The sequence below is a fragment of the Achromobacter agilis genome (assembly GCF_900496965.1).
Classification (GTDB): Bacteria; Pseudomonadota; Gammaproteobacteria; order Burkholderiales; family Burkholderiaceae_B; genus Achromobacter; species Achromobacter agilis.
The window spans coordinates 16,208-38,057 of record NZ_UFQB01000001.1; the positions used below are offsets into that span (position 1 = coordinate 16,208).

At 66.2% G+C, this 21,850-nt stretch carries 17 protein-coding genes; 1 reads left to right on the forward strand and 16 read right to left on the reverse strand.

The features are described from left to right. Window positions 1-26 precede the first annotated feature (26 nt). The 8 genes from AGI3411_RS00095 to AGI3411_RS00130 form a co-directional block, all read right to left on the reverse strand. Window positions 27-968, reverse strand: coding sequence for a hydroxymethylglutaryl-CoA lyase (locus AGI3411_RS00095; protein ID WP_129525424.1), 942 nt, complete (start codon window positions 966-968; stop codon window positions 27-29). A gap of 11 nt (window positions 969-979) precedes the next feature. Further along, window positions 980-2,170: a CaiB/BaiF CoA transferase family protein gene (locus tag AGI3411_RS00100; protein WP_129525425.1), complete on the reverse strand. Its 1,191-nt coding sequence runs from the start codon at window positions 2,168-2,170 to the stop codon at window positions 980-982. A gap of 10 nt (window positions 2,171-2,180) precedes the next feature. After that, a complete protein-coding gene (locus AGI3411_RS00105) occupies window positions 2,181-2,903 on the reverse strand; it encodes an ABC transporter ATP-binding protein (protein WP_129525426.1) in 723 nt (240 codons plus the stop codon). 9 nt (window positions 2,904-2,912) lie between these two features. Further along, complete coding sequence (locus tag AGI3411_RS00110; RefSeq protein WP_129525427.1) at window positions 2,913-4,682, reverse strand: branched-chain amino acid ABC transporter ATP-binding protein/permease; 1,770 nt, start codon at window positions 4,680-4,682, stop codon at window positions 2,913-2,915. After that, entirely contained in the window at window positions 4,679-5,593 is a 915-nt protein-coding gene (locus AGI3411_RS00115; RefSeq protein WP_129525428.1) for a branched-chain amino acid ABC transporter permease, read from the reverse strand. Before AGI3411_RS00115 ends, AGI3411_RS00110 begins: the two co-directional genes overlap by 4 nt. 87 nt (window positions 5,594-5,680) lie before the next feature. Continuing rightward, window positions 5,681-6,883 carry an ABC transporter substrate-binding protein gene (locus AGI3411_RS00120; RefSeq protein ID WP_129525429.1) on the reverse strand — a complete coding sequence of 401 codons (1,203 nt, stop codon included), beginning with the start codon at window positions 6,881-6,883 and terminating at the stop codon, window positions 5,681-5,683. A gap of 42 nt (window positions 6,884-6,925) precedes the next feature. Then, the gene (locus AGI3411_RS00125) at window positions 6,926-8,560 is read right to left on the reverse strand and encodes a GMC family oxidoreductase (protein WP_129525430.1); all 1,635 of its coding nucleotides are present in this window, start codon (window positions 8,558-8,560) and stop codon (window positions 6,926-6,928) included. Between the two features lie 19 nt (window positions 8,561-8,579). Continuing rightward, on the reverse strand, window positions 8,580-10,049 hold the full coding sequence (locus AGI3411_RS00130; protein WP_129525431.1) for an NAD-dependent succinate-semialdehyde dehydrogenase: 1,470 nt from the start codon (window positions 10,047-10,049) through the stop codon (window positions 8,580-8,582). A 189-nt stretch (window positions 10,050-10,238) separates the two neighbouring features. Here AGI3411_RS00130 and AGI3411_RS00135 point away from each other — a divergent pair, with 189 nt between their 5' ends. Beyond that, on the forward strand, window positions 10,239-11,129 hold the full coding sequence (locus AGI3411_RS00135) for a LysR family transcriptional regulator (protein ID WP_129525432.1): 891 nt from the start codon (window positions 10,239-10,241) through the stop codon (window positions 11,127-11,129). A gap of 27 nt (window positions 11,130-11,156) precedes the next feature. Here AGI3411_RS00135 and AGI3411_RS00140 read toward each other — a convergent pair whose 3' ends face one another. From AGI3411_RS00140 to AGI3411_RS00175, 8 genes are all read right to left on the reverse strand, one after another. Next, on the reverse strand, window positions 11,157-12,353 hold the full coding sequence (locus tag AGI3411_RS00140; protein ID WP_129525433.1) for an ABC transporter substrate-binding protein: 1,197 nt from the start codon (window positions 12,351-12,353) through the stop codon (window positions 11,157-11,159). 116 nt (window positions 12,354-12,469) lie between these two features. Beyond that, window positions 12,470-13,705 carry a dihydrolipoamide acetyltransferase family protein gene (locus AGI3411_RS00145; protein WP_129525434.1) on the reverse strand — a complete coding sequence of 412 codons (1,236 nt, stop codon included), beginning with the start codon at window positions 13,703-13,705 and terminating at the stop codon, window positions 12,470-12,472. 12 nt (window positions 13,706-13,717) lie between these two features. Continuing rightward, complete coding sequence (locus tag AGI3411_RS00150) at window positions 13,718-14,419, reverse strand: GntR family transcriptional regulator (protein WP_129525435.1); 702 nt, start codon at window positions 14,417-14,419, stop codon at window positions 13,718-13,720. Between the two features lie 6 nt (window positions 14,420-14,425). Further along, the gene (locus tag AGI3411_RS00155) at window positions 14,426-15,148 is read right to left on the reverse strand and encodes an SDR family NAD(P)-dependent oxidoreductase (RefSeq protein ID WP_129525436.1); all 723 of its coding nucleotides are present in this window, start codon (window positions 15,146-15,148) and stop codon (window positions 14,426-14,428) included. Further along, a complete protein-coding gene (locus tag AGI3411_RS00160; RefSeq protein ID WP_129525437.1) occupies window positions 15,132-17,342 on the reverse strand; it encodes an alpha-ketoacid dehydrogenase subunit alpha/beta in 2,211 nt (736 codons plus the stop codon). The genes AGI3411_RS00155 and AGI3411_RS00160 overlap by 17 nt, the downstream gene beginning before the upstream one ends. Before the next feature lie 28 nt (window positions 17,343-17,370). Then, window positions 17,371-18,144, reverse strand: coding sequence for an SDR family NAD(P)-dependent oxidoreductase (locus AGI3411_RS00165; RefSeq protein ID WP_129525438.1), 774 nt, complete (start codon window positions 18,142-18,144; stop codon window positions 17,371-17,373). A gap of 184 nt (window positions 18,145-18,328) precedes the next feature. Further along, entirely contained in the window at window positions 18,329-20,344 is a 2,016-nt protein-coding gene (locus AGI3411_RS00170; RefSeq protein ID WP_244240229.1) for a TonB-dependent receptor domain-containing protein, read from the reverse strand. 456 nt (window positions 20,345-20,800) lie between these two features. Next, window positions 20,801-21,850: an ABC transporter substrate-binding protein gene (locus AGI3411_RS00175; protein ID WP_129525440.1), complete on the reverse strand. Its 1,050-nt coding sequence runs from the start codon at window positions 21,848-21,850 to the stop codon at window positions 20,801-20,803.

The window sequence follows — 21,850 nt, forward strand, 5'->3', positions numbered from 1 at the left end:
CAACCGCCCAGGTCCGCCGCCCCGCCTCAGCCGCCGAAGTCGGGCGCGGGATGCAAGGTCAGGCGCGGACCGGCCTTGAGGATCTGGCTGGGAATGTCGTGGCCCACCAATCCAGGCAGCGTAGCCGACACGCCCAGGATGCCCGGCAGGTCCACGCCGGTGTCGTAGCCCATCAGTTCAAGCATGTGCACCAGGTCTTCGGTGCAGACGTTGCCGCTGGCGCCCGGCGCGTAGGGGCAGCCGCCCAGGCCGCCCAGCGACGCGTCGAAGCGGTCGATGCCCGCCTCGATCGCCGCCAGCGTGTTGGCCAGCGCCATGCCGCGCGTATTGTGGAAGTGCATGGTCGTCGTGAGGCCGGGGAACAGCCTGCGGACTTCGCGGCCGATCTTCTCCACCTGCGTCGGATAGGCCATGCCCGTCGTGTCGCACAGGGTCACGCCGTCCACGCCCAGCGCGGCGAAACGCCCCACCAGCTCGAAAACCTCGAACGCGTTGATGTCGCCCTCCATGGGGCAGCCGAACACCGTGGACAAGGACACGTTGACGGCGACCCGGCTGCCGCGCACGGCGCTGACCACGTCGCTCAACTGTTCGAAAGACTGCTCCCGCGTCATGCGCAGGTTGGCGCGGTTATGCGTCTCGCTGACGGACATCACCAAGTTGATCTCGTCGACCTTGCATTCCAGGGCCCGCTGCGCGCCGCGTACATTGGGCACCAGCACCGTGTAGACGACGTCCGGGCTGCGCTGGATCTCGTGCATCACGATCTCGGCGTCGCGCAGCGCGGGAATCGCCTTGGGCGACGTAAACGAAGTGGCCTCGATCTTGGCGAAACCGCTGCCGGACAGCTGGTTGATGAAGGCGATCTTGTCCTGGGTCTCGATGAACTGCTTTTCGTTCTGGAAGCCGTCGCGCGGCGCGACCTCCTGGATATACAGCCGCTGGCGGCCCGTGTTCGGTTCGGTCATGGTCGTTCCCTTCAGATGATGCCGCGCGCGCGCCAATCGTCGCGCTGCGCTTCGCCGATACCCAGGCCGGCAAGCACCTCGTCGGTGTCCTGGCCCAAAGCGGGCGCCGGGTTGCGCACCTCGCCCGGCGTCTCCGACAGCTTGGGCACGATGCCCGGCAGCTTGACCGGCGTGCCATCGGATAGCGCGCCGTCCAGGATCATGCCGCGCGCCTGGTAGTGCGGGTCGGCCGCGATATCGGCCACGTCATAGATCTTGCCGGCCGGGATCTGCCCGTCGTTCAGGCGGCCAAGCACCACGTCCAGCGGATGCTGGCCGGTCCACGCCGAAATGGCGTCGTCCAGCATAACCACGTGCTTCACGCGTCCGGCATTGTTCGCCAGCTCCGGCGCCTCGGCCAGGTCGGGCCGGCCGATCACGCCCATCAGGCGCTTGAAGATGCTGTCGCCGTTGCCGGCGATGAGTACGTACTTATTGTCCTGGCAGCGGTAGGCGTTGCTGGGCGCGATGCCCGGCAGGCTGCTGCCGGCCGGCTGGCGGATCTCGCCGAACACGGCGTACTCCGGCAGCAGGCTTTCCATCATGTTGAACACGGATTCGTACAGCGCGACGTCGATCATCTGGCCGGTGCCGTTCTGGTCGCGTGCGCGCAGCGCCAGCAGGATGCCGATGACGCCATGCAGCGCCGACAGCGAATCGCCGATGGAAATACCGACCCGCACCGGAGTGCGGCCGGGTTCCCCGCTCAGGTGGCGCAGGCCGCCCATGGCCTCGCCGATGGCGCCGAAGCCGGGCAAGTCACGGTACGGCCCGGTCTGGCCGTAACCCGATACGCGCAGCATCACCAGCCGCGGATTGATGGCGCGCAGCGCTTCCCAGCCCAGGCCCCAGCTTTCCATGGTCCCGGGCTTGAAATTCTCGACCACCACGTCGATGTCCTTGACCAGCTCGCGGATCAGGTCCTGCGCCTCCGGCTTGCGTAGGTCCAGGCTGACCGATTTCTTGTTGCGCGACTGTACTTGCCACCACACAGAGGTGCCTTCATGGAGCAGGCGCCAGTTGCGCAGCGGATCGCCTTTGCCGGGCGGCTCGATCTTGATCACCTCGGCGCCGAATTCGCCCAGCATCTTGGCGGCGAACGGCCCGGCGATCAGCTGGCCCAACTCCAGCACTCGGATTCCGCTCAATGGTTTGGATGACATGATTGCCTCGTCAGCTCTTGTGTTTTCCCAGATAGGCCTCGCGCACCCGCTCGCTGGCCAACAACTCCTGGCCCGTGCCCTCCATCACGATGGAGCCCACTTCCAGGACATATGCGCGGTCCGAGATCGCCAGCGCCTGATTGGCCATCTGCTCGACCAGCAGGATCGTCATGCCGCGTTCCTTCAGCGACTTGATGATCTTGAAGATCTCAGCCACGATCAGCGGCGCCAGGCCCAGGGACGGTTCGTCCAGCATCAGGATGCGCGGCTTGCTCATCAGGGCGCGGCAGATGGCCAGCATCTGCTGCTCGCCGCCCGACAGCGTGCCCGCGTACTGGTCCCGCCGTTCTTTCAGGCGCGGAAACATCGCAAAGCAGCTCTCGATCTCGCCAACCAACTCCGCGGGCGATTCCTTGCGCAGGAACGCGCCCAGCATCAGGTTGTCGTAAACGCTCTGGTCCGGAAACACCTGGCGCCCTTCCGGAACGTGCGCAATGCCCAGCCCGACGCGCTTGTGCGCGCTGATGCTGGCCAGGTCCTCCCCGGCGAACGTGATCGCGCCGGCGGAACGTTCGATGCCCGACAAAGCGCGCATCATCGTGCTCTTGCCCGCGCCGTTGCCGCCGATGATGGTCACGATCTCGTTCGTGTCCACGTGCAGCGACACCTGCTTCAGGGCGTTGACGGCGCCGTAGCTGACCGCCAGATTCTTGATGTCCAGTAATCGGCTCATTGCCGTCTCCTATGCGGGCGCGCCCAGGTAGGCCTCGATGACTTTCGGGTTCTCCTGGATGTGGTTCGGCAAGCCGGAGGCGATCTTCACCCCGTAATCCAGCACGACGATGTGGTCGGAAATCGCCATGACCAGGTCCATGTGGTGCTCGATCAGCAGAATGGTCAAGCCCATGTCCTTGAGCTTCACGATCAGCTCGGTGAGCTGGTCGGTCTCAGCCGGATTCAGCCCGGCGGCGGGTTCGTCCAGCAGCAGCAGATCGGGCATGGCTGCCACGGCGCGGGCAATTTCCAGCCGGCGCTGCAGGCCGTAGGGCAGGCTGTTGGCGGCGTCATCGGCATACTTGTCGAGTTCGAAAAACTTCAAGATGCCGAAGGCCTGCCGGCGGATGCGCCGCTCTTCCTCGAGGCTGCCGGGCAGGCCCAGCAGGTTCGACACGAAGCTCGACTTCTGCACGCGGTAGAAGCCCACCATCACGTTTTCCAGCGCGCTCAGGCCGTCGAACAGCTTGAGGTTCTGGAACGTGCGGCCGATGCCCGAGGCCGCGATTCCGTTGGGCGACAACCCCACCAGCTGCCGGTCCTTGAAGCGGATGCTGCCGGCATCGGGCACCACCAGGCCCGACAGCAGGTTCAGCGTCGTGGTCTTGCCCGCGCCGTTGGGGCCGATCAGCGACACGACGTCCCCCTGCTCCAGCGCGAACGACACCTTGTTGGTCGGAACGACTCCGCCGAAGGCCTTGTACAGGTCCTTCACCTCGAGGAACCCGCCTGCCCCGTGCGCGCCGCGGGCGGCGGGAGGCGCCGGCTTCCAGTCCGCTGCGCCCGCCTCGGAGGCCAGGGCCGCGCGCTGGCCGCGCTTGGGCAGCACCTTGGCCAACAGGCCCGCCAGCCCTTCCGGCATGGCGTACAGCGCGAACAGCAGAATCAGGCCATAGGCGAAATGCTGCACTTCGGGCCAGCGCGCCAGCATGGCGTCGATCACCGTCAGCACCACGGCGCCCAGGAACGAGCCGCCCGGCGTGCGGCCGCCGAACAGCACCAGCACCAGGAAGAACACCGACAGGTTGAAGTTCACGAAGTCGGAATTGATGTATTGGTTTTGCTGCGCCACCAGGCCGCCCGCGATGCCGCAGGTGATGGCGCTGATTGCGAACGCCAGGATCTTGAAGCGGTAGACGCTGATGCCCACGCTTTCCGCCGCGATCTCCGAGGTACGCACCGCGGCGAAGCCACGGCCGAAACGGCCATTGAGCAGCAGGGACGTCATGGCATGCAACGCCAACCCGATGGCGACGACCACCACGACCCACTGGCGGCCGTCCAGCGTGGCGCCATTGAAGGTCAGGCCGGTAATGCCGTAGAAGCCTTCCTGTCCCTTGAACACATCCGTCCATTCGGACACGATCTTCTCGATCAGCAGGCCGAAGGCGATCGTCACCATGGCCAGGCTCGGCCCCTTCACCTTCAGCGCCGGAATCGCGATCGCCACGCCGAAGACGGCGGACACGACCGCCGCGCAGGCCAGCGCCAGCCAGGGGTTGACCTGGTAGTTCACCGTCAGCAGCGCGACGGTGTAGGCGCCCACGCCGAACAGGCCGGCATGGCCCAGCGATTTCTGGCCGGTCTGCCCGACCAGGATGTTGAAGCCGGTGGCAGCGATGTAATAGACCCCGATGTTGAACAGGATCAGCAGGTAGAAGTCATTCAGGCCCGAATAGGCGAAGCCCACCACAAGCGCGGCGATGACCAGGGGAATGAGGATTTTTGGGAGCTTCATACTTTCTCCGCATGCACGCGGCCGAGGATGCCGGCCGGGCGGAAATACAGCACGACGATGATCAGCGCGAACACCGCGATCTCGCGCAGGTTCGAATACCAGAGGCCGATCAGCGATTCCAGCAGCCCGATCAGGAAACCGCCGAAGATGCAGCCGCGCGGGTTCTCCAGACCGCCCAGGATGGCGGCCGAGAAGGCCTTGAGCGACAGCAGGGTGCCCACGAACACGGAGGCGGTCGCGATCGGCGCCACCATCACCCCGGCAATCGCGGCCAGCGCCGAACTGATCGCGAACACCGCCACCGCCACGGCGTTGGCGTTGATGCCCATCAGGCTGGCGGTGGTCTTGCTGAACGCCACCGCGCGCACGGCCTTGCCCATCTTGGTCTTGTGCAGCGCCCAGTCGAACACGATCATCAGCGCCAGCGTGGTGCCGAACACCAGGATTTCCTGGGGCCGAACGCCCGTGCCGAAAATCGTGATGATGCCCTCGCCCAGCGGCGAGGCCAGCGCGATCGGAGCGGGGCCCCAGATCAGCAGCGCCAGGTTCTGGATGATGATGCCGAATCCGATCGTGCTCATGACCCAGGACAGGCCCGCCTCGCCGACGAAGTGGCGGATGGCGGTGACGTAGAGCACGTAGCCCAGCAGGCTCAATACCAGCATGGCGGCCAGCAGGGCGAACAGGAACGTTCCCCAGGTGACGTCCTCGGGGTTGGGAAACCCGATCAGTTTGCCCTGCGTGACCAGCAGAATGGCGCTGATGCCGATCAGGCCGGCCAGCGCCAGGAATGCGCCCTGCCCGAAGTTGAACGTCTTGGTCGTGGTGTAGGTGATGCTGAACCCGAACGCGACCAGGGCGTAGACGCTGCCCATGGCCAATCCGCTCAAGATGGCTTGTAGTATTTGCATGCTGGATGCCCCCTTTTGACGACTCCCCGGGGCGCCGCGACGCCCCGGGGAGAGATCCTTATCAATGCCTGGCGCTTGCCGGCCTGCTTACAGCTTCAGGTCGTCCGGCGTGATGGCGCGGGTGTACTCGTCGTCGACCGTCACCACCTTGCCGTCGATCCAGCGCACCAGGCGGAAGTCCTTCACCGACAACGCTTCGTGGTTCTGCGCCGAGAACGGCTTCTCGTAGGTTTTGATCACGCCCTTGGCCTGCGCCAGGTTCTGCAGCGCGCCCTGCACCGCCTCGCCGTCGGTCGACTTGGCCTGTTCCATGGCGGCGGCGATCAGCTTGACCGAGTCATAGGCCTGGGCGGCCATCACATAGGTCGGCAGGCGGCCGTCGCGCTTCATCAGCGTGTCGTACAGCGCCTTGGATGCCGGCGAGGAGTCTTCCGTGATGGACGCCGTGAAGATCATCTTCTTGGCCAGCTCCGGTCCGGCGATGCGCAGGAACGGCGAGCTCAGGTTGGCCCAGGAGGCCAGCGTGGTCGGGAAGTAGTTGATCTTTTCCAGGCTGCGCATGACGTGCGCGTTGGAATCCGCCAGCGCGTAGACGATCAGCGTGTCGGCGCCCGAGCTCTTGATCTTGTTCAGCTGCGACGACATGTCCGTGTCCTTCGGACCGAACTTCTCGTTGGCCACGGGCGTGATCTTGTGCAGGCCCAGGATCTCGACCGCGTCCTTCGCGCCCTGCTGTCCGTAGCCGGTGGTGTCGGCGATGATGGCGATCTTGCCGGTCTTGCTGGCGCGGGCCGCGTAGGCCGCCAACAGGGCGATCTGGTCGCGGTCGCGCATGGACACGCGGAACACATAGTTCGCGGGCGACTTGGCGTAGCGGCCGGTGATGTCGGTGGCGGTGGCCACGGGCGAGATCGTCGGGATCTTCTTCTGCTGCACGATGTGCAGCCACGCCAGCATGTTGCCCGAGTTCACCCCGCCCAGCATGGCGTTGACCTTGATGTTGTCCACCAGTTCATTGGTGTTCTGGATGGCCTTGGGCGGTGCGCCCACGTCGTCGCGCTCGACGATCACGACCTTCTTGCCCAGCACGCCGCCGGCCGCGTTCAGCTCGTCGGCCGCCTGGCGCGCGCCGGCCAGCGCCGAAATGCCGAAGTCCGCCGAACCCGTGGCCGACATGTCGCTGTTGAAGCCGATCTTGATGTCGTCGGCCAGCGCGGCGCTGCTTGCGCCCGCAAGCGCGGCCGCAAGCAGCAGGGCCTTCATCGTCTTGGGGAAATGTTTGATGCTCACGTTGTCTCCTTCTGGATCACTGGAGTGATCGCTGACTGGTTTTCAGGATTGCTTGATCAGGTCGGCGGCCTTGTTGCCGATCATCATGGTGGCCGCGCAGATATTGGCCGAGGGCATGGCCGGCATTACCGAGGAATCGATGACGCGCAGGTTCTGGATGCCATGCACGCGCAGCTGGGGATCGACCACGGCATACGTGTCGCCGGCCGGACCCATGCGGGCCGTGCCGTTGACGTGATAGGACGACACGCCGTAGCGGCGCGCGAAATCCAGCAGCTCGGAGTCGGATTCGCACAGCGGGCCCGGCAGGACCTCGCTGTCGAAGTACTGCGCCAGCGCCTGCGAACGCAACAGCTGGCGCGCCAGCCGGATGCCGCGCACCAGGGTCCGCTGGTCGCCCTCGTGCTCCAGGTAGTTAGCCAGGATGAGCGGGTCCTGCAGCGGATCGGCCGAGCGGATGCGCACCTGGCCGCGGCTTTCCGGGCGGTGCTGCCAGACGCCCGCCGTCATGCCGGGGAAATCGTCCAGCATGCCCACGTAGCCTTCCTTGTAGCTGGCGGGCGTGAACACGCCCTGCAGGTCTGGCGCCGTCAGCTCGGGCGTGGACTTCCAGAAGTAGTGCAGCAGCGACGGGCTCAGCGCCATGATGCTGGGCCGTTTCATGAGCCAGCGGCTGATCTGGCCGGCCAGGCTCAGGCCCTTGACCAGCTGGTTCATGGTCTGGCTGTTCTTGACCCGGGCGACGACCCGCACGGAATAGTGATCGCTCAGATTCTCGCCGACGCCCGGCAGGTCGCGCACGACCTCGATGTTGTGCTGGCGCAGCAGGTCCGCCGGCCCCAGGCCGGACAACTGCAGCAGCTTGGGCGTGTTGATGGCGCCGCAGGACACGATGACCTCGCGGCGCGCACGCACGGCGCGGACCTGCGAGGGATGCGCGGGGTGGCAGTACGCCACGCCCACCGCCTTGCAGCCCTCGAACAGGACGCGCGTGGCTTGCGCATAGGTGCGCACTTCCAGGTTCTTGCGGGCCATGGCCGGCTTCAGGAAGCACTTGGCCGTGCTCATGCGCCAGCCGCGATCGATGGTGCGCTGGAAGTAGCCCACGCCGGCCTGTTCGGCGCCGTTGTAATCGGGATTGCGGGGGATGCCCTGCTCCACCGCGCCGGCGATGAACGCCTCGCACAGCGGATGGATCCAGTCGATGTCCGTGACGGGCAGCTCGCCTTTGCGGCCGCGGTAGCGGTCGTCTCCGCCCACGCGGCGTTCCATCGACTTGAAATACGGCAGCACGTCTTCATAGGACCAGCCCGTGTTGCCCAGGGCCGCCCAGTGGTCGAAATCCGCCGCCTGGCCGCGGTTGTAGACCAGGCCATTGATGGATGTGGAGCCGCCCAGGGTGCGCCCCTGCGGGATCGGCACGCGGCGGCCGTTGGTCTGCGCCGTGCCTTCGCTGGAGAATTGCCAGGCGTACTTCTTGTTGAATACCGCCTTGATGAAGCCGGCCGGGATATGCAGATAGGGGCTGTGGTCCGGCGGGCCGGCCTCCAGCACGCAAACCGTGGCGCCGCCGGCGCTCAGGCGATTGGCCAGGATCGATCCGGCCGCGCCGGATCCGACGATCACGTAATCGAACGAGTCCGCGTCGCGGATGGAGGACTGCGTAGCTTGGCTCATGTCAGGGATCCGCGAAGCGTCAGGAGAGCGCGTTGAACGACTTGCCGGCGAGGCAGACGTACTTGATTTCCAGGAATTCTTCGATGCCGTACTTGGAGCCTTCGCGGCCCACGCCCGACTCTTTGATGCCGCCGAACGGTCCGACCTCGTTGGATACCGCCCCGGTGTTCACGCCCACGATGCCGTACTCCAGCCCTTCCATCATGCGCCACACCCGTTCCAGGTTGGCGGTATAGAAGTAGGCGGCCAGGCCCGACGCGCTGTCGTTGGCGCGCGCCAGCACGGCGGCTTCGGACTCGAACGTGCTGATGCCCACGACCGGGCCGAAGATTTCTTCGTGCGCCAGTTCCATGGCGTCGGTGATGCCGGTGAGCAGGGTGGGTTCGTACAGCAGCGTGCCAGGCGCGCGCAGCTTGCCACCCGCAAGCAGCGTGGCGCCGTGCGCCTCGGCGTCGGCCACCAGGCGCGTCACCTTGTCCACGGCGCGCTGGTCGATCAGCGGGCCCTGCGTGACGCCGGCTTCCAGGCCGCCGCCCACCTTCATGCGGCGGATCTCCGCCAGCAGCTTGTCGCCGAATGCATCGGCCACGCTGGCGTGGACGTAGACGCGGTTGGCGCAGACGCAGGTCTGGCCGGCATTGCGGAACTTGGACAGCACCAGCCCCTGCACGGCTTCGTCCAGGTCGGCGTCCTCGAACACGATGAACGGCGCATTGCCGCCCAGCTCCAGCGACAGCTTCTTGATGTTGGAAGCGCTCTGCTCCATCAGCAGACGGCCCGTCTGCGTGGAGCCGGTGAACGTCAGCTTGCGCACCGTGGGATTCTGGGTGAGCTCCGTGCCGATGGGCGCCGGGTCGCCGATGACCACGTTGAGCACGCCGGGCGGAATGCCGGCCTGCTCGCCCAGCCAGGCCAGGGCCAGCGCGGTGAACGGCGTCAGCTCGGACGGCTTGAGCACCACCGTGCAACCGGCGGCCAGCGCCGGGCTGACCTTGCGCGTAACCAGCGCCGACGGAAAATTCCAGGCGATGATGGCCGCGCACACGCCCACCGGCTGGCGGATGGCCAGCATGCGCTGGTCGCCGCGGGTGTGGGGAAGCACGTCGCCGTAGACGCGCTTGGCTTCCTCGGCGAACCATTCCACGAACGACAGCGCGTAGTTGAGCTCGCCCCGGGCTTCCGCCAGCGGCTTGCCCTGCTCCATCGTCAGCAGCAGCGCCAGATCGTCGGCATGGGCCTCGATCAGCGCGTGCCACTTACGCAGGATGGCGCCGCGCTCCTTGCCCGTCCTGGCCCGCCAGGCCGGCAGGGCGGCATCGGCTGCGGCGATGGCGCGCGCCGTCTCGGCCCGGCCCAGGTTGGGCACCGTGCCCAGCACGCTTGCGTCGTAGGGATTGCGCACCGTGATGGTGGCCCGGTTGTCGGCATCGCACCAGGTGCCGCCGATGTATGCCTGCTGCCGCAGCAGCTGGCTATTCTGCAGATTCATTTGTCTCGCGCTCCATCCGTCATGCTCCGCGCCGTCCGCAGAGGGCGGGGCGGAATTTTTGGGGGAGGATAGCCCTGCCGGCAGCCTCCGCAACAGCAGTCATTAGCGATGCCGCCATCGCCGTTCGCGATGGCCAGACCGCGCTTCGCTACAATGGGGCGTCCGTCCGTCTTTTCCGCCCGTCCCGCCATGCGCCTCGATCCCACCTCCCTCAAGCTCTTCATCAGCGTGGTCGAGCAAGGCACCATCGCCGCGGCGGCGGAGCACGAACACATTGCCGCGGCCGCCATCAGCAAGCGCATCAGCGAACTGGAAGAGAACCTCAAGATCCGGCTGCTGATCCGCACCAACAAGGGCATCCGCCCAACCCCCGCCGGCATCGCGCTGTCCACCATGGCGCGGCGCGCCCTGCACGAGCTGGACGAAATATCCGTGCACATGCGGGACTACTCGCGCGGCCTGCGCGGCTTTATCCGCGTACACGCCAACATCTCCGCCATCACCCAGTTCCTGCCCCAGGACATCAAGCTCTTCCTGAACGACTACCCGAACGTCCAGGTGGACCTGGAAGAGAAAATCACCTCGACCATCATCAAGTCGGTGGCCGAGAACGCCGCGGACGTGGGCATTTTCTCGGGCACCGCTCCTGATCATGACGTGGAGATCTACCCCTACCGCGAAGACACGCTGGCGCTGGTCGTGCCCGCCGACCATCCGCTGCAGGACAGGCCGGGCTTCCGCTTCGCCGATGCGCTGGAGCACGATTTCGTGGGGCTGCACCGGGGCAGCGCCATCAACCGCGTCCTGTCCAACGCCGCCAGCGACGAAAAGCGCAACATCCAGCTCAAGGTGCAGGTCACCGGTTTCGACGCGCTGTGCTTCATGGTGAATTCCGGGCTGGGAATCGGCGTGCTGCCGCTGGACATCGCCCGCCGCTACTCGGTCATGTTCGACATCCGCATCATCCCGCTATCGGAACCCTGGGCCCGGCGCCAAATCCAGATCTGCGTGCGCGCGTTCGACGCCCTGCCCACCGCGGCCAAGCTTTTCGTGAACCACTTGAGCAAGCGCCAGCCCTGATTCCCGGGCTGGCGCCCGTCCGCGTGCCTATTGCTTGAGTTCGTCCGGCTTGATGCCGCGGCTGACTTCGTCGTCCACCGTCACCACCTTGCCGTCGATCCAGCGCACCAGGCGGAAGTCCCGATAGGACAGCGCCTCGTGGTTTTCCTTGGAGAATGCCGGTGCATAGGACTTGATCACGCCATCGACCTTGCCCAGCTTGTCCAGCGCCTGCTGCACTTTCTCGCCGTCCGTGGACTGGGCCTGGGTCATCGCGGCAGCAAGGATCTTGACCGAGTCGTAGGCGTGCGCCGCGAACACGTAGGTGGGCAGCTTGCCCTCCTTCTTCATGATGGCGTCGTACAGCGCGCGCGATTGCGGCGTAGAGTCTTCCGTGATGGACGCGGTGAAGATCATCTTCTTGGCCAGTTCCGGGCCCGCGATGCGCAGGAACGGGGGGCTGAGGTTGGCCCAGGAACCCAGCGTGACCGGGAAGTAATTGATTTTTTCCTGGCTGCGCATCAGGTGGCCGTTGGCGTCGGCCAGCGCATAGACGATGACGGTGTCCGCGCCGGCGGCCTTGATCTTGTTCAGCTGCGACGACATATCCGTGTCTTTCGGACCGAACTTCTCGTTGGCCACGGGTGTGATTCCGTATAGGCCCAGCACGTGCGCGGCGTCCTTCGCGCCCTGCTGGCCGTAGCCGGTGGTGTCGGCAATGATGGCGACCTTCTTGTTCTTGGTCGCCTTGGCCGCATAGGCAGCCAGCAGCGTGATCTGGTCCAGGTCGCGCATGGACACGCGGAATATGTAGTTCGCCGGTTCCTTGCTGTAGCGGTTGGTGATCTCGGTGGCGGTGGCGGACGGGGAAATCGTCGGCACCTTCTTTTGCTGCACGATGTGCAGCCAGGCCAGCATGTTGCCCGAATTCACGCCGCCCAGCATGGCCGCGACCTTCTCGTTGTCCACCAATTCATTGGCGTTCTGGATGGACTTGGGCGGCGAGCCCACGTCATCGCGCGGCACGATGACCAGCTTGCGCCCCAGGACGCCGCCGGCCGCGTTGATCTCCTCGGCGGCCTGCCTGGCCCCCGACAGCGCCGACACGCCGAAGTCGGCCGAACCGCTGGCGGACATGTCGCTGTTGTAGCCGATCTTGATGTCGGCCTGCGCCCACGCGCCCTGGGCCATGGCCGCGAACGCGGCCGCGCAGGCGATGCGGGAAAGCTGCTTCTGCATTTTCATTCCTTTGTCTCCAGACTTTAAGTAATGGTGCTTCGTCTTGCCGCCGTCGGTCTGTACGCCGTTCGCGGTCCACTTTTCCCGATGCCGTGGACGCCTCCTGGAACTCGCCCAGGACGCTAGAGAATCAGCTCGATCGGATTCTCCAGCAGCTGCTTTACGGCCTTCAGGAATTGCGCGCCCACCGCGCCGTCCACCACCCGGTGGTCGGCCGACAGGGTCAGGCTCATGACATGGCCGATCCGGATCTCGTCTCCGTCGACCACAGGCTGCCGGGTCACCGCGCCCGCCGCCAGGATGGCGCTTTGCGGCGGGTTGATGATGGCGGCGAATTCACGCACACCATGCATGCCCAGATTCGACAGCGTCAGGCTTCCGCCTTCGTATTGTTCGGGGCGCAGCCTGCCGCGGCGCGCCTGTTCGGCGAGCTGCGAAATCTCGGCGGAGATCTCACGCAGGGATTTCCTGTCGGCATTGCGCACAATGGGCGTGATCAGGCCGGATTCCAGCGCGACGGCGATGCTCAGATCCACCTGGGCGAGCTGCACGATGCCTTCGTCCGTCCACTGCGCATTGATGGCCGGGGCCTGCCTGGCCGCGCGCGCCACCGCCATGGCCAGCAAATCGTTCAGCGAATGGCGCACGGGCTCGGGCGCGGCTTCGCCACGTGCGTTCAACGCGGCGCGGGCCGCCATGAGGGCGTCCATGCGGCAATCCACCGTCAGGTAGAAATGCGGCACCTGCTGCTTGGATTGGACAAGCCGGCGCGCGATGGTGGCGCGCATGGGCGTGTGCGGCCGCAGCGCCGCGTCCGCGGGAATAGGAACGGCGGGCGCCGCCACGGGCATTGCCGGCGGCGACCCGGCCGCCTGTTCGATATCCACTCTTACGATGCGGCCGCTCGGGCCGCTGCCGGCAAGCGCGTGCAGGTCCACGCCTAGCGTGCGCGCGAGGCGCCGCGCGGAAGGGCTGGCGAAAAGGCGATGCGCGGCCAGGCCGTGCCCTGCCTGCGGCTTCGCGCTGACGGACGGCGCCGCTGGCGCGGCCGCGGGCATGGCGGCCGGTGCGGGCGCAGGTGCGGCCGGCGGGACACCGGCCTCGACGGCCGCGCCGCGCTCGGGCTGCAAGGTGGCGATGACGCCGCCCACGGGCACTTCGGTATCGCCTGCCGGCACATGGATGCGATGCAGGATGCCGCTGTCCAGCGCTTCGAGTTCAATGACGGCCTTGTCCGTTTCGATCTCGGCCAGGATATCGCCGACCTTGACCGCGTCGCCGGATTGCTTCAACCACTGCAGGATCTTGCCTTGCGTCGTGCCCGCGCCGATGGCGGGCATCACGACCTCGATATCCATGTCTGACTCGCTTTATGTGTTGGCCAAATTGCCTGTCTTCTCGATGTACAGGGCGGCGTCCGAGATGTCTGCCACGATTGCGGCGCGCGCCCCCTCGGCGTCGCGGCGCGCCAGGGCATCCAGCAGCGCAGCGTGATGGCTGAACGACTCCCAGTTCTCCGACTTGCGGTCCTTGCTGCCCATGCTCAGCGAGAACAGCGGCGCGATCTGCAGCCAGATGTTCTCGATCATGCCCACCAGCAGCGGCATGCCCGCCGCTTCATACAACGTGAAATGCAGGTTGCGGTTGGCCTCGATGGTCTTCAGGGTGTCGATCTTTGCCTTGTGCCCCAGCCTGTCGAACTCGTCGGCGTAGTGCCGAATGCGCGCGACCGTCTCGTCCGTCATGATCTTGGCGGCTTCGGCCGCCGCGAAGCCTTCCATGCAGCAACGGATGCGCACGATCTCGCGGAACTTCGGCAGACCCGGCTTGGGCACGCGCAGGCCTCGGCTGGGCAGCATTTCCAGCGCGCCCTCCGCGACCAGCTTGTTCACCGCCTCGCGCACGGGCATCGGGCTGGTGTTGAGCACGGCCGCCAGGCCGCGCAGGGTCACCTTTTCGCCGGGAGGAACCGCCCCGCTCATCAGAAGCTCGCGGGTCTTCAGGTAGATCTGGTCCGCGACCGTAATGCGTTCCTGCTTGTCGAGCAGGCCTTCCAGTATGCTGTTGTCCATATCGTCTCAATTCATATAGACGCCACCGTTCACATCCAGGGTGGCGCCGCAGATGTAGCTCGCGCCATCGGAACAGAGAAAGGCGATGGGCAAGGCGATTTCGCGCGGCTGCGCCATGCGCCGCAGCGGAATTCTATTCGCATCGAAAGCCTGCCCCTGCGTCATGCCCGTTTCCGTCGCGCCGGGCGCAACGCTGTTGACGGTGACGCCCGAATCGGCCGCCCGGCGGGCCAGCCATTTGACGAAGGCGTGCGTGCCGCCCTTGGCCGCGACGTAGTGCGGGCTGGCCGCCAATCCGCCCATGCGCGCCGCGACGGAAGACACCAAGACCATGCGACCCGCGCCTTGCGCGCTCATCTTCGCCAGGGCGGCGCGCGTCAGGTGCATGAGGCCGAGCAGGTTGATATCGATGACCCGGTGGAACACCTCGTCCCAGCCTGCCTCGTTCCAGTCGTCCCACGGGCAGTACCCCGCGTTGGCCACCAGCGCGTCCAGGCGGTCGATGCCAGCCACGGCCGCTTCGGCGGCGGCCCGGTCGGCGACGTCGAACGCAATGGCGCGCGCCGGCATGCCGCGCTCGCTCAGCTGCTGCGCCAATTCCCGCGGCGCCTGCCGGTCCGCCAGCACCAGCGAGGCGCCCTGCTCGCCGCAAACCGCGGCGGTGGCGCGGCCGATGCCGCCGGCCGCGCCGGTAATCAGTACCGTCTTTCCTTCAAGCGCGCGCGGCATGGGCGTCTCCCGTGGGTGTGGCCGACAACGCGCTGTCGGCCAGCATGTCCTGGATCAACGTACGGACGTCGTCTTCGCCCGCCAGCGCGGCGCGCTCCAGCGCCTGCGACACGACGGGCGGCGCCCAGCGGCCCGTGACGCGCTTAACCGGCTGGTCCAGGTAGTCGAAGTAGCGGCGCTGGATCTCGTCGGCGATCAGCGCGCCCAGGCTCGCGCCCCGCGTGGTCTGCTCGACGATCGCGACGCGGCCCGTCTTCATGACGGAGCGGCCGATGGTGTCGTAGTCGATATCGCGCTGCGACAGCGTGCGCAGGTCGATCACGTCCGCGCGCACGCCGGCCTCCTCCACCAGGCGGCAGCACTCGTCCACCATGGTCAGGGTCGTTAGCAGCGTGATCTGGTCGCCCTCGCGCACGCGCTTGGCGCGGCCGATGGGAATGTAATAGTCCAGGTCCTTGGGAACCGGCGTCTTGCGCTGGTGCAGTTGCTGCGGCTCGATGACCAGCACCGGATCCTTGCAGCGCAGCGCCGAATTCATCAGGCCCACGTAGTCGAAGGCATTGGACGGCGCCACGATGCGCCAGCCCGGGAACAGGGCGAACACGCCCGCCGGATCCATCGAGTGCTGCGAACCGTAGCCTTCCGGACCCGGGATGCGGGTGCGCAGCACCAGCGGCACGCTGGCCGTGCCGTTGAACAAATGCCGGATCTTGCCCGCCTGGTTCAACAACTGATCGCCCGCGACCAGGAAGAAATCGCTGTACATCAATTCGACCACGGGCTTCAGGCCCGAGAGCGCCGCGCCGGTGGCCAGGCCGCAGAAGCCGTTCTCCGTGATGGGCGTGTTGACCAGCCTGCCGGCAAACCTGTCGGTCAGGCCGCGGGTGGCGCCCACCGTGCCTCCGCCCATGTTGGCGACGTCCTCGCCGAACACGTAGATGTCCTCGTCCTCGGCCATGCGCGCCCCCATGGCGCGCGCAATGGCCTCGATATAAGACAGGGGCTCCATGTCCTCGGCGGCGTAGTCTTCGGCTTCGGCATAGCGCACGCCGTCGAATTCCGCCATGTCGCTCGCCAGGTGCTGGTCCACGGTGGCGGCGGCGGGCCACAGTTCAGCGCGGATGCGGGCCGACGAGCCCGACCCTTCCACGCAGGACGCGGCGGCCGCGTCCACCGCGTCGGTCACGGCGGCGTCGATGGCGGCCAGTTCGCCGGCATCGAGAATGCCGCGCGCCGGCAGCTCGCGCTGCAGGAACAGCCAGGGGTCGCGCGCCTTCCAGGCATTTTCCTCGTCACGCGTGCGGTAGCCGAACGCGCTACCCGGAATCGACGAACTCTGGTGGTAGTAGCGATAGACCTCGGCCAGGATGAAGGCCGGCCGCCCCTCGCGGGCGATGTGTTCGCGCGCCCAGCGCGCGGCCAGCCAGACCGCGAACGGATTCATGCCGTCCACCTTGACCGCGGCGATGCCGTGGCCCTGCGGCCGGGTCAGCAGCTCGGTCTGGAACGTGGATTGCTCCACGCTCATGGAAACGGCGTACTTATTGTTTTCCAGGAAGAAGATCATGGGCAGGCCGTACAGGGCCGCCAGGTTCATGGCCTCGTGCGTGGCGCCCTGATGCACCGCGCCGTCGCCAAAAAACGTGACCATCGCCCTGCCCGAGCCGCGCTGCTTCTCCGCGAACGCGTGCCCGCAAGCGATGGGTATGCCGCCTGCCACGATGGCATTGGTGCCCATGATGCCCAGGTCGGCGCGGCGCAGGTGCATGGAACCGCCGCGCCCCCCGGTCCAGCCGTCTTTCAGGCCGAGGATTTCGTGCATCAGGCCCTGGATCTCCTGCCGCATGCGCAGCGTCAACCCGGCGGCGGACGGATCCAGGTCGTCGTCATACAGCGCATTGACGGCCTTGGCGATGCACTGATGATGCGCGCGGTGCGTGCCGTTCATCAGCGTGTCGACGGGCAGCGCCGCGATGCAGCCGGCCGCCGCGCCCTCTTGCCCGATACTGGAATGCGCCGGCCCGTGCACCAGGTTCAGCTTGTCCAGCTGCAGGATCTTTTCCTCGAAACGGCGCGCCACCAGGAACAGCGTCGTCAGCCGCAGCGCCTCGGCGCGCGTCAGCAGCGCCCAATCGCTTTCCTGCACCGCCAGCGTGTGCACCGGCGTCTTCTGTTCGAGTTCCTCGAATTGCATGCTGTCCCCTTGTTGGTTCCGGCCGCGCTCAGATGTGCGCGGTGACGCCGCCGTCCACGACCAAGCTCGCGCCGGTCACGAAGTCGGACGCAGGACTGGCCAGGAACAGGGCCGGGCCGACCAGGTCCTCCGGTTCGCCCCAGCGCCCCATGGGCGTGGTGGCCACGACGCGCTCCGCATGCCCGGGAATATCCACCCGCGCCTGGCGCGACAGCGCGGTATCGATCCAGCCGGGCTGGATCACGTTGACCGCGATGCCGTCGGCCGCCCATGCGCAGGCCAGCGAGCGGGTAAGTTGCAGGACCCCGCCCTTGCTGGCCGAGTACGCCGCCGTCACGGCGTTGGATGCCAGCGCCAGGATGGAGCCGATGTTGATGATCTTGCCTTTGCCTCGCGCCTGCATCGGCGCATGCACGGCCTGGCACATGTTGAAGCTGCCCTTCAGGTTGATGTCGACGATGCGGTCCCAGACCTCTTCGGCATACAGCTCGGGGCGCATGCGGGTATTGACGCCGGCGCAGTTCACCAGCACGTCCACCCCGCCGAACTCGGCCACCGCCTCGGCCACTACCGCTGCGCAGGCGCCACGGTCTTCGACCTGCAGCGCGTAGCTTCCGGTCTTTGCGCCGGATCCGCGCAGCTCGGACGCCAGCGCGTCCAGCTTTTCCCCCGCCAGGTCGGTCAGCACCAGGGTTGCGCCTGCCCGGGCAAAAGCCCGGCTGAGCGCGGCGCCGATGCCGCCTGCCGCACCGGTGATCAAAACGACCTTGTCTCGGATATCGAAGTGTTCTTGTTGGGCCATACCGTGTCCGTCTTCTGCAATTTTTGATATGTGATCACAAATTTCATTCTAGGAATGGACAGGGGAACACGTCAACAGCGGCCATATCGGGGTCTACCCGTAGAACGGAAAAATGGCGGGACGGGATCCTTCCCGTTCCCGCCATCGCGGAATCGTCCGGGCCGCCGGCGGCGGCCGGGCGTTTTCAGTACGTCATCCGCACGCCAAGCAGCACGCTGCGCCCGGGCAGCGGCGCCACGGAAGAAATGAACGAGGCGTGGTTGTAGGCCAGCTTGTTCAGCAGGTTGGTGCCGCGCAGGTAGACCTCATAGCCCGTGGCGCCGTACTGGCCCCGGTAGGCCACCACGGCGTTCACCATGTTGTAGCCAGGCGTGCTGTCCTCGTAAGCGGCGATATCCTTCTGCGCGAACACCCGCGCGTACTCGACGCCGCCCGACCACTGCCCCCACTTCACGTTGCCGCGCACGCCGGCGCGGGCCGCCGGAATGCGAGGCAGGTTGCCGTCGCCGCCGGTCAGCTTGCCGCGCACGTAGTCGCCGAACACGGCGGCCGAGAACACCGGCGTGAACTGATGGCGCAGCTCGCCTTCCACCCCCGTGAACTCCGCGTCGCGCTGGGTGTACTCGATCAGGCGGAAGTCCTCGTAGCGGTCCAGGGTGTTGGCATAGATGTAGTTCTTCACCCGGTTGTGGAACACGCTGGCCGAGAACGTCGTGTCGCCGGAATGTTTGCGCAGGGTCAGGTCGATGTTGTGCGAGGTCTCACGGCCCAGGTCCGGGTTGCCCAGTTCGTAGGTATTGGTGGCCAGGTGCACGCCATCGGCATAGAGCTCCTGCGCAGTGGGCAGGCGCTGGGAGCGCGACAGCGACAGCGCCACCGAATACTGCGGCGCGAAATCCCATATGGCCGCGGCGGAGAACGACGTGCCTGACTGGCTGTTGCGCGGCGCGCCGTCCGACGGCGAGATGCGCTGCCAGTCCTGCCGCGCGCCCAGCTCGAAGCGCCAGTCGTTCAACTGGTATTCCTCCAGCACGAACAGGCCGTTGGAGCGCGTCTTGCTGCGCGGCAGGAAGGCTTCCTCGCCGTCGGCGCTGAAATCGCTATAGGCGTTCTGCAGCCCGACCACGCCGCGCCAGCCGGCGATGGGCTTGTGTTGCAGTTCCACGCGCAGGTCATAGCCCTTGTTCTTGAACCGCGTCCCCACCTCGCCGCCTTCGATCTCGTCGTGCTGGTAGTCGGTCAGGCCGCCGCGCACGCGGATCTTCTCGAAACCCGCGAACGGGTCCTGGTATTCGGCGCGCAGATCGAGGCGGTTGCTGCGCAGTTTCACGTAGGGCACGCCGCCGTGTTCGTGCTCATGGTCGTGATCGTGGCCCTCCTCCTCCTCGTCATGGCCGTGATCGTGCCCGCCGCAGTGCAGGTGCGTGCCGTGCGGATGGCAGCCTTCGTATTCGTGGTTGTGCCCCGGCAATCCGTACTTGCTTTCCAGGTGCGTAAAGGCCAGGCCGACATAGCCGCGCGGCGTGATCCACGACATGCCGACGGAACCCTGCGAGGATTCGCTGTACGAGCCTTCCAGTTTGCCGCCCGGCCAGTCCGGCACGTCGTAGTCGCTGGTGCGGCGCTTCATGCCTTCCACGCGCACGGCGAACTGCCCTTCGCCGGCCGTGATGCCCACCGCGCCCGAGCGCTCCTTGGTGCCCGTGGCGCCACGCAGCTCGGCCTCGGCCTCGACGCCCTTTTCCGGCACCGCGGTCGGCACCTTCTTGTCGACCACGTTGACCACGCCGCCGATCGCGCCGCCGCCGTACAGCAATGTGGCGGGGCCGCGCAGCACTTCGATACGCTCGGCCAGCAAGGGTTCCACCGTTACGGCATGGTCGGGAGAGATGCCGGAGGCATCCATGACCTCGGAACCGTCGGACAGCACCTTCACGCGCGGCGCGGTCTGCCCGCGGATGACAGGACGGCTGGCGCCGGCGCCGAACGTATCGCTGTTGACGCCGGGCAGGTTTTTCAGCGTTTCGCCCAGCGTCCCCGTGCGCTGCTCGATCAGCGCATCGCCTTCCAGCACCGAGGCCGGCAGCGTCGTGCTGTTCAGGTCCAGGCCCAGCGGATTGGCCGATACCGTGATGGGCGCCAACGTCCTGGCGCCAGCGTCCGGCGCCGTCTGGGCCTGGACTGCCGGCGCAGCCAGCATCAATGCGCAGGCCAGGGGCGTGAGACCACTCTTGAAGCATGGCCGCCGGCCGCTCCGTACGCCGATTTCCCGCTCCCGCCCCTGCTTCTTGCCGTTCATTATTGCCCTCTTCAAATGTTATATCATTACAAATAAGGAATGAATGATATAACATTTCAAATCAGAAGCAAGAATGGGGACGTAAAGGCAAGGGAGCTGGTCGTGGGATTGCGGGTGTCAGACACCCGGGTGACGTGGCCTCAGCTTGGGAGTGCGTCGCGTACGGGTGTCAGACACTTTTCGACGTACGGATGCCACCTGCCCATATGCGGGTGTCAGACACCGTTCCACACATGGGTGTCACCTTTCCACGTTCAGGTGTCAGACGGCTCCCACGCCGAAGTGTCTGACACCCGTACGCGACGCGCTCCGTTTTTTTTCGGTGCCTCCCGGGTGTCAGACACCCACGGCCCCCGTTCAGCCCGCCTTGAATTCCTTGTTCCAGAACTCGAGGATGTCCGCCTTCTTTTCCGTCAGGCCCTTCAGGTCATAGGCATGCAGGAGTTTGACTTCGGCCTCCGAGAAGCCCACCCGCTTCAGCGGTTCGGGCAGCGAGGCGTTGGTGACGGTCGGCGCGTAGCCCATTTTTTCGGCGAAAGCGATCTGGCCCTGGGGATCGAGCATGGCATTGAGGTATTCCCACGCCGCGTCCTTGTTGCGGCTGTTCTTGGCCACGGCCGCTTCGAACGCCACCGGCACCGAGCCTTCCTTCGGAATCACGAAGCCCAGCGGCAGCCCGCTGTCCCGCCATTGCAGCGCACGCGCCTTCCACATGCACGCGATGGAAATCTCGCCCGATTTGAAAGCCGCCGCCACCGCTTCGTTGGACGGGTAGATGCGGGGCGCGTTCGGCTTGAGCTTGGCCAGGAAGCGCTTGCCGCCGTCGAAGCTCTTGGTGTCTCCACCCGCGCCGAGACCGACGAACACCGCGTTGTACAGGTACAGAATGTCGGAAAAGCCCACCTGCCCTTTCCACTTCGGATCCAGCAGCACCTCGAGCGAGTCCGGCGGCGTGGGGAATTTCTCGGTGTTGTAGACCAGGGTCATCGCGCTGAAGATATGCGGAATGGAGTACGGCGTCTTCAGCGCGCCGATCGCGTGCGCCAGGTTGGGCAGCTTCTTGGCGTCGATCGGCTCCAGGGTGCCCGACCGCTCGGCGTCGTACATGTCGACTTCGCCCAGCAGCGCCACGTCCATGCTGCCCCGGCGCGAGTTCTTTTCCGCGCGCAGCTTGGTCACGCGGCCGACGGCATTGCCCGTGTCGTACACCACGTTCACGCCCTGCTTGCCGACGATGGGATTGATGATCTGCTGCAGCAGGTTCTGGTAATCGCCGCCCCAGGTCCCGACGACGATTTCTTTCCCGGCGGCGTGCGCCATGCCTGGCATCCAGCCGAGGGCGGGAGCCAGGGCCAGGCCGGAGGCCGTCTTGATGAAGCCACGGCGAGTCAGGTTTTTCTCTTGCAT

Bases quoted from the DNA above. Each gene is read 5' to 3' on its own strand.
- AGI3411_RS00100 (WP_129525425.1), bottom strand. From the start codon at position 2,170: ATGTCATCCAAACCATTGAGCGGAATCCGAGTGCTGGAGTTGGGCCAG.
- AGI3411_RS00140 (WP_129525433.1), bottom strand. From the start codon at position 12,353: ATGAAAATGCAGAAGCAGCTTTCCCGCATCGCCTGCGCGGCCGCGTTC.
- AGI3411_RS00130 (WP_129525431.1), bottom strand. From the start codon at position 10,049: ATGAATCTGCAGAATAGCCAGCTGCTGCGGCAGCAGGCATACATCGGC.
- AGI3411_RS00155 (WP_129525436.1), bottom strand. From the start codon at position 15,148: ATGCCGCGCGCGCTTGAAGGAAAGACGGTACTGATTACCGGCGCGGCC.
- AGI3411_RS00165 (WP_129525438.1), bottom strand. From the start codon at position 18,144: ATGGCCCAACAAGAACACTTCGATATCCGAGACAAGGTCGTTTTGATC.
- AGI3411_RS00110 (WP_129525427.1), bottom strand. From the start codon at position 4,682: ATGAAGCTCCCAAAAATCCTCATTCCCCTGGTCATCGCCGCGCTTGTG.
- AGI3411_RS00135 (WP_129525432.1), top strand. From the start codon at position 10,239: ATGCGCCTCGATCCCACCTCCCTCAAGCTCTTCATCAGCGTGGTCGAG.
- AGI3411_RS00150 (WP_129525435.1), bottom strand. From the start codon at position 14,419: ATGGACAACAGCATACTGGAAGGCCTGCTCGACAAGCAGGAACGCATT.
- AGI3411_RS00105 (WP_129525426.1), bottom strand. From the start codon at position 2,903: ATGAGCCGATTACTGGACATCAAGAATCTGGCGGTCAGCTACGGCGCC.
- AGI3411_RS00145 (WP_129525434.1), bottom strand. From the start codon at position 13,705: ATGGATATCGAGGTCGTGATGCCCGCCATCGGCGCGGGCACGACGCAA.
- AGI3411_RS00125 (WP_129525430.1), bottom strand. From the start codon at position 8,560: ATGAGCCAAGCTACGCAGTCCTCCATCCGCGACGCGGACTCGTTCGAT.
- AGI3411_RS00170 (WP_244240229.1), bottom strand. From the start codon at position 20,344: ATGCTGGCTGCGCCGGCAGTCCAGGCCCAGACGGCGCCGGACGCTGGC.
- AGI3411_RS00095 (WP_129525424.1), bottom strand. From the start codon at position 968: ATGACCGAACCGAACACGGGCCGCCAGCGGCTGTATATCCAGGAGGTC.
- AGI3411_RS00115 (WP_129525428.1), bottom strand. From the start codon at position 5,593: ATGCAAATACTACAAGCCATCTTGAGCGGATTGGCCATGGGCAGCGTC.
- AGI3411_RS00160 (WP_129525437.1), bottom strand. From the start codon at position 17,342: ATGCAATTCGAGGAACTCGAACAGAAGACGCCGGTGCACACGCTGGCG.
- AGI3411_RS00175 (WP_129525440.1), bottom strand. From the start codon at position 21,850: ATGCAAGAGAAAAACCTGACTCGCCGTGGCTTCATCAAGACGGCCTCC.